Here is a 12,496-nt window from a genome sequence, read left to right as displayed (position 1 = left end):
CCTATTTAATGATTTGACCAAATAATACTAAGATCGGAGATGGACTTATCTGGCTGTTGAAAACCATCAATTCCTCTCTCTTCTTTAACCAATTGAAAAGCTTTTTTCTCATCTAATCCTTGGCGTTTTTCTAATTCAGAAGAGTGAGGATATTTTTTATATCCTTGTTTCCAAACAGCTTGTCCCTCTTTTTGTTGTCCATCCTTAACAAGGGCATCCCCTAAGGCAACATAAAACAAGGCCCAGAACGGAAATTTGTCTCCTCCAAATTCTTTTTCAACAGCCACACAATACGTCAGATCTTGAATAGCTTTATTGGTTCTTTTCAATCCCAAAGGCCAATATAGGTTGTTAAGGCCTCTGGCATAATGGGCTAACAAGTCGTGTTTATTTTCTTTAATAATTTCATTTAATAAATTTATGGACTGTGCCGACTTTTGTCCTAAGTTAGCCGTCCCCATTCCAGGGGTTTGTAAATAGTCCACATAGGCCAATGCTTCGTTCATTCTAACTTCATATGTCTGAGGAATAGCTTCCATTGTTTTTAAGAAGTCATCTGTCTTGTTTTCCTTAAGTGCGAGTATTCGGAGTTCATTAAGATAAACCCATTGATTCGGTTTTAACTTTACGATTTTTTTTAGTAATTGTGAGGCTTGGTTATACTTTCCTTCCTTTATTAACTTCTTAGAATAGTGATAACCCTCTTCTACATTAACCTCATTGATATCTTTAACACCTAGTTCTCTGTTCTCTGCTATATTTCTGTTTGCAATTTTTATTTCTTCTTTAAAATCAATGTTAAGCTCATGAATGTTCACATTACCTTTTAAGGACGGGATTTCGTAAGCCTTGTAAAAGTTATAACTTCGAAAGGATGTTATAGCAAATGCGATAATCCCTATAACAGATAGAACAATAAGTATTTTCTTCAAGATGTTTTAGCCTCCTGGCATGCACTATATTGATTTCTGTACTGAGAAGGATTAATGCCCACAATCTTTTTGAACATTCGTCCAAAGTGGGTTAGATCGTTATATCCGATGGAAAAACAAACATCAGTAACGGTCTCACCTTTCTTTAGCAGCACTTTCGCTTTTTGAATTCGTTTATTGATGACATACTCTTTAAATCCTTTACCGACATATTGCTGAAAGATTCTTGAATAATGACACTTACTTACGTACGCGTGAGAGGCCACCTTTTCCAAGGACAATTCATTATCACAAAGATTATCATCTAAATAATCAAGAGATCGATAAAACGAGGAATTGTCAGGGCTAGGTTCTACATAAGTGTCCAAGGAATCCAGAAACGAGTTGAGTAATACCATATTCATCTTATTGAAACCGGCTAATATCATTAATGTAGTATCAGCTTGTAATTGAGTGAATTGCCAATTGGCGGGAAACGATTGACTATTTGTCAATAAAATGTAGACTGTGTAATCTCCCATCTTCATGACGGACTTGACGTCTTGAAAACTAGTAACTTTCATTAACTTGACTTTGTTGGACAAGTTCCCGACCCATTCGTAAAAATTAAAATCTTTTTGCAATGTTGGGTAATACAAGATTACTGGTTTCACATAAAATCCCCCTATGATGTCAATTGTTTACTTTTTACTCGCTAAGCACATATTATCAATAAAATTTTCTGAAAGTTCATAATCCATTGCGGTAGATTCGTGTAAAATTTACAAAATAGCCTAAAATATTCTATAAATAGTGCTATCTTCCTACTTAATCCCACAAATTTCCCAGGCTAAAAAAGCCGATATCTTCCGATTAAAGACCGAGAATTTCTTTCTAACTTTTTCTATTATGGAGAGAGTTTGAAAGGAGGACATGATTTGGACTACAGAATATTGGTTTGGAAACATGACTTAGATGAGGCAGAACTGGCAAAATGGAGATCTAAAGGAATTGGTGGTACGGATGTCAGTACGCTGTTCGGGGTAAATCCTAGTAAAAGTAAGCGGAAGTTAATTGAGGAAAAAACGGGTCACACACAGGTAATTATTCATGAAAAAATGAAGTTTCGAATGAGGGTTAAAGAATTTATTGCTGAGGAGTTTAAAAAGACGGGAATCAAGCTCCTGAGAAAAAACGCGATTCTACAAAATGTTAAACATCCATTTATGATAGCAAATGTTGATCGAATGGTTGTTGGTAAAAAGGAAGGATTGTTGTGTAAAGCGACATCTAATAAAGACTTTACACTCCAAAAGGATGAGAGGTCATCTATTTATCTTCAGTGCCAACATTATATGGCTGTTACAAATGCCAAGGGGTGGTGGGTAGCTACGTTAGTGGGTGGAATCCATTTACATTATTATTACATTGATCGTGACGAAAATCTAATTAAAAAAATTATAAACAAAGAGAAAGAATTTTGGTATAACGAAGTTATGAAGTAATATGTTCAGAATCTATAGAACTTATATATTGATCAAGTAAAAAAGAGCTCGATTACATATCCAAGCTCTTTTTTACTTTTGTTAACTATTTTTCGATTTTTTCGAACCGGTGCTTTTGGATATTATAATCGATATAAATAAAGAAAGTACACCCTTTTTCGGAATAGACGTCATGTGCTTCTTGATCAATTGCTGTCAAGAAGTCGCCTTTTTTCATCAAGTCGTCATTCAACCAAACCTCCCCTTCTACAAGAAACGCAATTTCCCTTCTTGGATGATCATGAAATGGGATTCTTGCGCCTGGTTCTAATTTTACGAGAAAGGCTACTCTGCCTGTCTCCTCATCTTCCCATAGGTAAGTCATTTCCGTTTGATCATACATCCCATATTCCCAGACCATGTCTTCCTTACGAACAATTTTGTGTTTGTCTTCACTCATATTTATTTATACCTCCAAAAATTTGGTTGATTGCTTGACTAACCTTATTGGTAAGAAAAGTTGCTTCACCTTCCGAAAGGTTTAGTGGTGGATATAACAATAGAATCCCATTAAAATAATTACCCAGCACCCCATGCCTTCTTAGTTCTTGAGAAAAGCGCTCGCCTAGCGAAAAGTCTATAGTGTTATTAGACTGACGATCAGTCACAAACTCAATAGAAATCATTAATCCTTGCCCTCGTACTTCTCCGACATGTTCACAGTCCTTTAAACGATCTTTGAAGGTGGAAAGAATGTTTTCTCCCAAATGTTTTGCGTTGTCTAGCAGGTTCTCTTCTTCAATAATTGAGATTAGCTCAAGAGCAGCTACACATCCAACCGGGTGACCACATTGGGTTGAACCATGAAGAAATACCCCGCCTTCCCTAATTAAAGTTGATTCTACTTCTGAAGAAATAAGTGTGGCCCCCATAGGAAAGTAGCCTCCAGTCAATCCCTTTGAAATCGCTAACAAATCTGGTTTGATTCCATAATATTCACTGGCTGTCCAATATCCTGTTCTTCCTAATCCAGTAGTTACCTCATCGGCAATTAAGAGGATATTATTCTTTTTTGCTAAAGAGGCGACCTGTTGCAGGAAAGACTGAGACATTGGAATGATTCCATTGACAGCTTGGATAGGCTCAAAGATAATGGCAGCGATTTCGTCCGGAGAAATTTCGGCAATTAACTTTTCAAGTTGTTGAAGGCAATAGGCCATGATCTCTTCTTCTGTCCCTTCAAGAGGAGGTCTTAACATATTTGGAAAAGGCGCAGTGTAACAGCCTGTAATCCCCTCTCCAAAGCTTTCTTGAATCCCCATATTTGTTACAGAACCCGAGGCAAACATAGTGCCATGATAATTGCCATCAAAACTAATGAACTTGGATTTTTTATGTAATCCTTTTTGAATGAAATGTTGTCTAGCAAGCTTCATCGCAGTTTCAATTGCACCACTACCATCCATAGTATAAAAGCAAAGGGAGAAATGATCTCCGGCTACACTTATTAACTTCTCAGCAAGTTTTTGTACATAGGGATGTGTTTGACCACAGGTAGACGCAAAACTCAAACGTTCCATTTGCTTATGGATGGCTTCCACTACTCTTGTATTACCTAGCCCAACAGTTGGAACTGCTGTTGTAGCATAAAAGTATTTGTTTCCTTTATCATCATTTACCCAACAACCTTTTCCACTTTCTAAAAAAGTGTACAGTCCCTTAATATCCTCTTCGGTCTTATCCTGTAAATTGGGCATAAAGCTGAATGGATGAAGGACGTTATACTTATTCATACACACACTCCTAAAAATTAGTAATTTTCACAAACCGATCCGGTATATTTTTGAAGTTAGGGACGTTGTCATGCAAGGGAAGACTAACATTGTGTAGATCCAATAAACTGACATCACCTAACATAAAATCCAAAAGTAGCTCGACTTCTGGGGACGGGTGTTTCTTTTTGAATATGTCATGACTTTTTTTGAGATGAGTTTGATAATTGATTTGACGGCTATGAGCGATATGAATGTTAACCGCATTCTTGTTGTATAAGAAATCAACAGATTGCCGATAGGCACGGTATCCGAACTCAAAGTGTTCAAAACCCCAATCACGAAAATTGGCATCAAATCCCCCAATCTTATTAAAAAGGTCATAACTAATGGAAAAATTCCCACTAAACGTCGCTAACCAAGGAATATTGGATATGGATTTCCCTTCCTCGTCAAATAACGTGTAAACAATACGAGGATATTGTGGCCTCCTCAACCGCTTTGTAAATAGATAGTTTTCAAAGACTGTAGGAAGGCTATTCCACAGGTCAGGGACATACATCTCCTTGATATCACCTACTACCAAAGCAGCTTTCTTGAAGTTATGGGCTTTAAGATGTTCTTGAATAAAATTCCTCGCCGGAATACGATCGGCATCACAAAAAATGAGGGTAGAAGTTCCTTTAAGTGTTTCGACTCCCACATTTCGTGCGATTGCTCTCCCACTTTTATTGATTCTCGTATAGGTGATATCCAGTACATCCTCAAACAAACGCACAATGCTCCTTATATCCTCGTCAGAACCATCGTCCACAATCGATATTTTAAATGAATTAACAGATTGTTTTTGGAATCCATGTAAGGTACATAAAAGAGGAATTGCTTGATTAAAAACGGGGATAATGACTCCGGTTGTTTGCATTTTTTCACCTGTTTTTGTACTACATTATAAAATCATTATTCAAAACAGTACTCGTTTTTTATTGCCAATCTCATTTAAAAACGCCGAGTCAAAGAGCCTAACATTCAAATAAGATAGTCATAGAAAGGAGGCGTATCATGGATAAAACGAAATTTTACACGCTTAATACAAGCTACATTAATTGTAAACATGAGGAGCTTTGGGCCCTGATCTCGACCACCGACGGTTGGAACCAATTCTTGACGGACGTTGCCTTAATCGAAGGAAAAAAGAAGAGAATTGAAATTGGAGATGAGGTTGATTTTATTATTGGTGAATTGACCAATAAATCCATATGTATAATCAAGGAAGCTCCTCACCGTATTGTCTTTTGGGACAAGTATAAGGCGTTACTTCCTGATGGCTCCTACAGAGAATATGAGCTGCATACTGACTTTACGTTACAAGAAATATCCGAAAATTTCATAAAAATCACCGTGAAGGTGGATGGATATGAAGATGACGAGGTTATGCAGTGGATTAGAGAATGTGGAGATATGGGTTGGAGACAAACACTTTATAATATAAAAAGCGTTTTAGAGCTCGGACTGGATTTGCGAAATGATATTTTTAATTACCCAAGGATCGGAGTTATAAACTACACAGCCACACCTGATCAATTGCTTCAAGCGAATTCAAGTCATGAGGGAAATTTTATTATGAAGGTCTACCCAAATAGTCCAGCGTACTCCGCAGGATTACGCGAAAGCGATATCATTACTCATATTAATGGTAAACCCGTTGCCACTTACTACGAGTTTGTCCGAACTTTATCCCATTATTTTAATAAAGAAAATCTCATAGAAGTCGTCTATTTGAGAAATAAACATCTAAATAAATTAAACATTCAATTAACCTATGACGACCAATATACGGGCATGATCGACCCGGAACAAACTCCTCTTGAGGACGTTGCACTCGTTAGAAAAGAAAAAAGCATCATCGATGAAGCCTAAAACTAAGAGGGCCGAAACCCTAAATCTTTCGGCACTCTTAGTTCAAGCACATTTTACTGATTATGGTGTTCCTGACATACCATGACCATATTTCCGTCTGGATCCTCGAAATTAAAGAATGAAACCATTTCATCTCGTTCTATCTCACGAATAATTTTGCCACCATTTTCAGTAACTAATTTGTAAGCTCGATCCACATCATCGGTATTCAACATAAAAGAAGGGCGAACATGATCTGCATTGTTCCGATTATCATCAAGAAGCACCCCTCGTCCTTCACCCATCTCAAACCAATGTACAGGACCTTGTGGTTCTTCTTCCGGCTGTGGTTTTTCTAAAATCTTAGCATACCATTCCGTTGATTTTTTCAAATCACTTACATGAATAAAAACGCTTCCTAATCGATTAATAACCGCCATATTAAAGCACGCTCCTTTATATATTAGTTTTTAGATGATTCAACGTACAAAAGAAGTGCAGGTGATAATTCTCTGGAGGATGAGCACCAAACCCCTGTTTGAGGGTTGTTACCCACACAATAGACTCATGGTCATCCTGAAGGGAAATTAAAACAAGATTCTCAAACGACCCGTATACTTTTCTGATTCAATTGATGATTTCCCACACTCCTTTTCTACGTTTTACGGGGAGACTTTAACGCGAGTAAAAAGTACTGACCCGTAGAAGGATGCTTTATAAAAGCCCTTCATACTATGTAACGAAGAAAAAGTGAAAATCCTTACACTGTTTTTTACTTTTTTTATTTTTTATTTTTTCGCTTTAATATTTGTTCCGGCTGCCATTCGTATAAATGCTACACACCCTGGTATATCCACCAGGGTTATTTATTTAGAGGAAAATAACGATTAGTTAAAATTAGGGTATTAAGTTACTGTTTGTATGAGTAATAAACGCGCAGTAAAAAGCCCCCATGACACGTCAAATGGAAATGGGGGAAAATCTAAAGGAATATCAACTCTGCTTCTTTCTTTTTGTTCTCCTCCTTTTGGAATCATTATCTTACCGATTTAGTAAAAGACAATTTTAATTGGTTTATTATGTTTTTAATCAACTGTTCTTCTTCTTTTTGTAAGGAATGTGTCATCTCAATCATTTTAAAAATGATATTTTTTTTATGAGTCATGCTGTATTTAATAAATAGATTACGTAAAACCAAGGCTTGATCTTCAATTTTTAAAGCGGCCTCAACGAGTTCCTCGGTTATTAACCCTAGGTCACACATATATTTGGCACGTAATCCCATCACTTTTTTGTGTTCCCATAGTATATGAGTAAACTTAACGTCAATATATAAATCATTATTCAGCAAGCCTTGATAATAATTGTTTAATTGCTTGTAAGAATCCATACCATAGTGTCTATCCCATTCTTCTGTTAACATGCTTACTTTTTTAGATGTATTCCGTGAAAATAGATAATCCTCCAAAGTTTCAATTACTAATTCTGTATTGAAGCTATACGTTCCATGAGGGTTATATTGATATAAATAAATTTGATGGCAATTGTTTTCAATTATATCTAGGCTAGCAAACGAATGGCGAAACTCTGAAAACCTAACCTTTGAATTTTTAAAAATCGTTTTATCATTAAACCCTAAAACATCAAAAGTGTTATTTTCTAAATCATATCCATAAACAAGAACATCATGACTAATGTGCTTTTTATGAAAGTTACTTCTTTCAGGAATATGATATTCATCGACATTTAGATATACATAATATTGATTGTCTAATGCATTTTTAACAAAATCAACGATATCTTGACCTGTTATGTCAAATATGTTTCTTTGTAACCTTTGAACATTCAACCAAGGGTTAATAGCATAATCATACATGTAAAAACAAAAAGGTACTGGTGAATAGAAATCCTTATCAAAAGCCAATTGTATATAATTACTATAAAACCAAGGGTGTGTTTCCTTATGATTGAGAATTATCGCTAAGGGATATGCGTAAAATTGGTAACCATTAATAGTTGGTGGAATCATTATCGATAATTTAGTTTTCATTTTTTCACCCTAACGTTAAATTTTTTAAATGTGAAGTGTGTATCGCTAATTGGTTTGACTAACTCTTTACCATGAAAGCGTTTACCGAATCACTCGTAAACTAACATAAATAGTTTTTTAAGAAAACTTCTCAACTTTAATCAATAGACAAAAAGGCACCACATCGAGAGGTAGAGTGCAGCCTAAGGTGTTGGGCAGGACAGGACAATAGCAGATAAAATCATTTGAAATACCTAAAAAATGAATTGGGTTAGGGATTACGACCAGAGATGATTAAACGCTGACCGAGGATTGGATTGAAAATCATAGTAAGCTACCGAGAAGAGATAGAGAGAACGAGGACAAAAGCAACTGATTTTATACGTTCAGATGATATCATAAATTGTTTAGTTTTACTCATATAAATTTTTTCAAATATGGAGTAATTAATTAATAATGAGAAAGAAAAGAAGATTACTTCAGTAAGTAAAATGGAAATCATTCTTCCAAATGTATGGTTGCCATTTTTTAAATACGGTTTTCCTTAATTAAAGACCTACTCTTCAGTTTGAATATTCACTCGTCATTGAGAAAATCAACAATAATGAAAATGTTCTATCCTTTAGCATACTTACCAGATTGGGATTTGTGGTAATTCGAACCTCCCCAACTTTCATGACTTAACATTTTCGGGTAAAATTGTTAAAAATAATTAAGCAAATTCCGGAAAATTGTTGTATTCTGTCTTTTCATGCATTAAAATAGAACATACGTTCCCTTATAAAATTAAAAAAGCGAATGAGACGTTAACTAAGTGCCTGCCTTATCTTTATAAATACATAAAATATGGATGATTTGTTATTTTAAAAGTCAATTTTTACTCACATATAGAGAACACATTAAAAGCCGAGTGTTCATATTGGGTATCCTTCATAGTTAACTTAACAAAACGTAACCTTTTTCCTCTTAACAAGGGTTAGCATTTTATCTTTAACTTTTTCAAAGTTATTTCTCTTCGTTAGAAATCTCAAGATTCATTGATGTAAAAAGAGAAAGATAGGAGGTTAGCATGTTACACACAAAAAAACTAGATCCTCCTCGAGGTGATCACTTATCTTTTTACAAAGAAGAAACCGATCATCTGAGTGCTTATCATTGGGTAACTAAGTCCAACGCATTAATTGAAAAAACATATCAACTTTCTGTCTTAGAACAAAAGTTAATTCTATGCCTTTCTAGTCTGGTTCAACCTTCTGATGAAGCCTTTCGTCCTTATCGCATTAAAGTTACGGATTTTGTTCAACTATTGGGCTTAAAATCCACAGGTAAATATACAGAAATACGAAAAGTCGTCAATGCTCTTCAACAAAAAACCATACCACTTCATACGGATAAATCCATTTTGGATATCACTTGGCTCTCAAGTGCAGAATACTTTCATGGCAAAGGGTATGTTGAGCTGGAGTTCAGTCCTAAGCTAAAGCCATACTTATTGCAGTTAAAAGAGAAATTCACTACATACCAGTTAAAAAACATTGTACAGTTACGATCGTCTTACTCTATTCGTATTTATGAATTATTGAAACAATATGAACACATCGGCCAACGGACCTTCTCACTTCATGACCTCCGTGAAGTGATTGGTATTTCACCAACTAAATATAAATTATTTGGCCATTTTAAGGACAAGGTATTGAACCTCAGCCAAAAGGAACTTAAGGAAAAAACAGATCTTTGTTTTGAGTTCGCAGAAATAAAGACCGGAAAAAGAGTAACAAAAATTAAGTTTTTTATTTATAAGAACAAAATCAAACAAAGTGTTGCCTCCTCTGTTACAAATGACGACAACCCAAAAGTGCAACTAAGAATAATCTTGGAAAATATAGGGGTCAAAACTTCAGTAGCAAATCGTTTGATTAGCGATTTTCCGTTAGAACAAATTGAACGCAATATTCGATATTCTCAAACTGTGTTTACTAAGAAAAAAACGGACAATCCCGTAGGTTATCTAATTCAATCCATTAAAGAGGATTATGCTCATTCTCTTACCCAACGTTCAGCAAAAAAACTTCCCAGCTATCTAAGATCAATTGATATAGATAGGTCAAACGATTCAAATACCGTTTTGCCCAAAGAACCTGAGAGTGCGTCTCTTATCGAAGAGCATCTTCTTGAAGTTAAACAGCTTCTTTATAACCTCATGGAGTTTTCACAACAAGATGAAGAAGCTGTCGGCAAGCGCTTTAAAGACGAAGCCCTTCAGTATTTACAAGCTATGCTTGACCAGAGAAAGCAGCAAAACCTTCCTCTCTTCACCTCCTCCGAATTTAAAGACCAGGAAATTAGAAGCTATTATTCTTCTCTTTTTCCGGTCACCCCCTAACCCTCCTCAAACTATGTAGAAAACCGCCCCCACTCGGGAGGCGGTTTTTTACATCGTTCATTTAAAATCTGTATTTGATTAAAATTTCCCCCAAAACATACGCTGAAACCTCGTAAAGTAAAGTTGTTCCCAATGGGGTTTATCATATTGCAATGAATCTTCTAGTAAGTAATATTCTCGTAATGCTCTAGATTTCATATCCTGATTCTTATGAGCTTCTTTTTCCTTAGAGTCTACATTTTTTTTGTCCATAAATGCCTCCTTACTAGGTGATCATCATTCTGTATTAATGATTAATCCTAGAATAGGCTATATGTATCAAGAACACTCGGCTATTGTTGATCACACCTTAATAAATGGTAACTATTCAGCCAACTTTACAAATAAAGCCGAGGAATCTGTTTTTTATTCTAATATGCTTGATTTACTACTAAATTTCTGAGGAGGTCTATCAATGAACAAGACCAGCATACTGAACGAGTTTAAACAACAAGGTTTTGTTGTGATTTCAAATGCCTATACATCATATGAGGTAAAAATACTAAAAGAAGAGTATCAACACTTATGGATGGATCAAGTTAGAGAAGGGATTATTCAACAAGACCATGATAAACCATTAGAATCCCTTTATCCCAGGATGAAGGATTATCATCAAAAGAGAGATAACGTGTTTCAGTTTGTTATGAAACACGAGGTCATTAACATAGTGGAATATTTGTTGGAGGAAGAAGTTGATTTAATCTCCACCAATTTTTATTTTAAACCCCCAGGGGCCCAAGGTATTCCTATGCATCAAGACAATTATGGGATTGGTGTAACACCTGGAAAGTGTATTGCTGTTTGGGTGAGTTTAAGTCAAGCTAATGCGGAAAATGGGAGTATGCGTTTTGTACGGGGCACTGCTGATTTCGATATATTAGAACCTGAAAAAACATTTGACGAAAAGGCTGATACCTTCGGTGGGTATGTACAGACTTTACAGGTACCGACAGGTCATGAAATTGTGACTGTAAACACCGCGCCTGGTGATATTGTTATATACAACGGTGCTATACTTCATGATTCACCACCAAATAATTCAGAAAGTGATTTCAGACAATCCATTATTTCACACTTTGCACCCGTTAGTGCGAAAAAAGTTACACTGAATTACAATTACCTCATAAACAAAATGGGAAAACGGATTCGAAAGCGCCCCAATTTTCAAGGAATTAAAAAATAGGAAGGCATCCTCATGATTGAAAAGTATAGAAATGGATTTCCTATCAAAAAACACTACTCTGAGGGTTGCGGATGAGGAATGATCCCTCTATGCTGAACCTGTCCTATCATGTTAGTCAATGGAAACATGACTATCTTACGGCCTTTAAACGACTTTGTGAACACGGAGTGCAATCAGTAGAAATGGGAAGTGCCCTTCTCCAAAATCCTTCCGTCATCAAATCTGACCTCGAAGCCCATAACCTTACCCTTTCCTCTGTATTTGAGTTTGGTCACTTTCAAAGTATTCATCGAAAACGGGAAATTTTAATGCATCACCGTTTACTTGCCCATAAACTGGAACTTCTTCGAGTTCCGATGGTTGCATTGGCTCCTGGGTTAAGGTACAAGCATACGACCCTCTCTGAGATGTATAGGTTTGTTGGAGAAATAACAAATATTTATGCATCTTATAATATAACCACAGCGATTCATCCTCATTTTAAACAGTGCATTTTTTATGAAGAAGACATAAAGTCACTTTTAGAGAATGTCCATTCACCTCTTTTTCTCTTACCTGACACCTTTCATTTAAACCTAGCCAATATTGATTGCCATTCTTTCTTCCGACAGTTCTCAACCTTTATAAAAGGCGTTCATATTCGAGAACCATTACATGGTCTTTTTTCTTCCCTCCATACTCATTTACCAAAAAATTGCTTATTGATTATTGAGGAAAAAGAAAAAGCATCACCTTCCATAGCTACTATCGACAATAACATTGAGGAAGTAAAAAAATTCATAGGATTTGAGGCTTAGTT

13 protein-coding genes are annotated in these 12,496 nt (G+C 35.7%); 5 read left to right on the top strand and 8 right to left on the bottom strand.

The genetic code is table 11. The annotated features are described in order from the left end of the window. Positions 1–5 precede the first annotated feature (5 nt). Together BLT53_RS21765 and BLT53_RS21760 are read right to left on the bottom strand one after the other, a co-directional pair. On the bottom strand, positions 6–932 hold the full coding sequence (locus BLT53_RS21765; RefSeq protein ID WP_090238716.1) for a hypothetical protein: 927 nt from the start codon (positions 930–932) through the stop codon (positions 6–8). Continuing rightward, a complete protein-coding gene (locus BLT53_RS21760; protein ID WP_244520536.1) occupies positions 929–1,585 on the bottom strand; it encodes a helix-turn-helix domain-containing protein in 657 nt (218 codons plus the stop codon). Before BLT53_RS21760 ends, BLT53_RS21765 begins: the two co-directional genes overlap by 4 nt. Positions 1,586–1,849: 264 nt before the next feature. Here BLT53_RS21760 and BLT53_RS21755 point away from each other — a divergent pair, with 264 nt between their 5' ends. Next, positions 1,850–2,416 (top strand): YqaJ viral recombinase family nuclease, encoded by a 567-nt coding sequence (locus BLT53_RS21755; protein ID WP_170834468.1) that lies wholly within the window; start codon positions 1,850–1,852, stop codon positions 2,414–2,416. Between the two features lie 85 nt (positions 2,417–2,501). Here BLT53_RS21755 and BLT53_RS21750 read toward each other — a convergent pair whose 3' ends face one another. Genes BLT53_RS21750 through BLT53_RS21740 form a run of 3 tightly spaced genes read right to left on the bottom strand, consistent with a single transcriptional unit; the run spans position 2,502 to position 5,089 of the window. After that, entirely contained in the window at positions 2,502–2,855 is a 354-nt protein-coding gene (locus BLT53_RS21750) for a cupin domain-containing protein (RefSeq protein ID WP_090238708.1), read from the bottom strand. Beyond that, positions 2,848–4,188: an aminotransferase family protein gene (locus BLT53_RS21745; RefSeq protein ID WP_090238705.1), complete on the bottom strand. Its 1,341-nt coding sequence runs from the start codon at positions 4,186–4,188 to the stop codon at positions 2,848–2,850. The genes BLT53_RS21750 and BLT53_RS21745 overlap by 8 nt, the downstream gene beginning before the upstream one ends. 10 nt (positions 4,189–4,198) lie before the next feature. After that, a complete protein-coding gene (locus BLT53_RS21740; RefSeq protein WP_090238702.1) occupies positions 4,199–5,089 on the bottom strand; it encodes a glycosyltransferase family 2 protein in 891 nt (296 codons plus the stop codon). 137 nt (positions 5,090–5,226) lie between these two features. Here BLT53_RS21740 and BLT53_RS21735 point away from each other — a divergent pair, with 137 nt between their 5' ends. After that, complete coding sequence (locus tag BLT53_RS21735) at positions 5,227–6,084, top strand: PDZ domain-containing protein (RefSeq protein WP_090238699.1); 858 nt, start codon at positions 5,227–5,229, stop codon at positions 6,082–6,084. Positions 6,085–6,137: 53 nt separating this feature from the next. Here BLT53_RS21735 and BLT53_RS21730 read toward each other — a convergent pair whose 3' ends face one another. Continuing rightward, complete coding sequence (locus BLT53_RS21730; protein WP_090238696.1) at positions 6,138–6,503, bottom strand: VOC family protein; 366 nt, start codon at positions 6,501–6,503, stop codon at positions 6,138–6,140. A 596-nt stretch (positions 6,504–7,099) separates the two neighbouring features. Beyond that, positions 7,100–8,113 carry a cysteine peptidase family C39 domain-containing protein gene (locus tag BLT53_RS21725; RefSeq protein WP_090238694.1) on the bottom strand — a complete coding sequence of 338 codons (1,014 nt, stop codon included), beginning with the start codon at positions 8,111–8,113 and terminating at the stop codon, positions 7,100–7,102. 1,048 nt (positions 8,114–9,161) lie between these two features. Between BLT53_RS21725 and BLT53_RS21720 the strand changes: the two genes are divergently transcribed. Further along, positions 9,162–10,475 carry a replication initiation protein gene (locus BLT53_RS21720; RefSeq protein ID WP_090238691.1) on the top strand — a complete coding sequence of 438 codons (1,314 nt, stop codon included), beginning with the start codon at positions 9,162–9,164 and terminating at the stop codon, positions 10,473–10,475. 78 nt (positions 10,476–10,553) lie between these two features. Here BLT53_RS21720 and BLT53_RS25235 read toward each other — a convergent pair whose 3' ends face one another. Next, entirely contained in the window at positions 10,554–10,727 is a 174-nt protein-coding gene (locus BLT53_RS25235) for a hypothetical protein (RefSeq protein ID WP_170834467.1), read from the bottom strand. A gap of 202 nt (positions 10,728–10,929) precedes the next feature. Here BLT53_RS25235 and BLT53_RS21715 point away from each other — a divergent pair, with 202 nt between their 5' ends. Together BLT53_RS21715 and BLT53_RS21710 are read left to right on the top strand one after the other, a co-directional pair. Beyond that, entirely contained in the window at positions 10,930–11,697 is a 768-nt protein-coding gene (locus BLT53_RS21715) for a phytanoyl-CoA dioxygenase family protein (RefSeq protein WP_090238689.1), read from the top strand. Positions 11,698–11,786: 89 nt separating this feature from the next. Continuing rightward, positions 11,787–12,494: a sugar phosphate isomerase/epimerase family protein gene (locus BLT53_RS21710; RefSeq protein ID WP_170834466.1), complete on the top strand. Its 708-nt coding sequence runs from the start codon at positions 11,787–11,789 to the stop codon at positions 12,492–12,494. Positions 12,495–12,496: the final 2 nt, after the last annotated feature.

The organism is Fictibacillus solisalsi (assembly GCF_900103485.1).
Classification (GTDB): domain Bacteria; phylum Bacillota; class Bacilli; order Bacillales; family Fictibacillaceae; genus Fictibacillus_C; species Fictibacillus_C solisalsi.
This window is presented reverse-complemented; position numbering and strand designations above follow the sequence as displayed.

Coding starts and splice junctions, on each gene's coding strand:
- BLT53_RS21745 (WP_090238705.1), bottom strand. CDS start 4,188: ATGAATAAGTATAACGTCCTTCATCCATTCAGCTTTATGCCCAATTTA.
- BLT53_RS21710 (WP_170834466.1), top strand. CDS start 11,787: ATGCTGAACCTGTCCTATCATGTTAGTCAATGGAAACATGACTATCTT.
- BLT53_RS21740 (WP_090238702.1), bottom strand. CDS start 5,089: ATGCAAACAACCGGAGTCATTATCCCCGTTTTTAATCAAGCAATTCCT.
- BLT53_RS21725 (WP_090238694.1), bottom strand. CDS start 8,113: ATGAAAACTAAATTATCGATAATGATTCCACCAACTATTAATGGTTAC.
- BLT53_RS21750 (WP_090238708.1), bottom strand. CDS start 2,855: ATGAGTGAAGACAAACACAAAATTGTTCGTAAGGAAGACATGGTCTGG.
- BLT53_RS21720 (WP_090238691.1), top strand. CDS start 9,162: ATGTTACACACAAAAAAACTAGATCCTCCTCGAGGTGATCACTTATCT.
- BLT53_RS21730 (WP_090238696.1), bottom strand. CDS start 6,503: ATGGCGGTTATTAATCGATTAGGAAGCGTTTTTATTCATGTAAGTGAT.
- BLT53_RS25235 (WP_170834467.1), bottom strand. CDS start 10,727: ATGGACAAAAAAAATGTAGACTCTAAGGAAAAAGAAGCTCATAAGAAT.
- BLT53_RS21715 (WP_090238689.1), top strand. CDS start 10,930: ATGAACAAGACCAGCATACTGAACGAGTTTAAACAACAAGGTTTTGTT.
- BLT53_RS21735 (WP_090238699.1), top strand. CDS start 5,227: ATGGATAAAACGAAATTTTACACGCTTAATACAAGCTACATTAATTGT.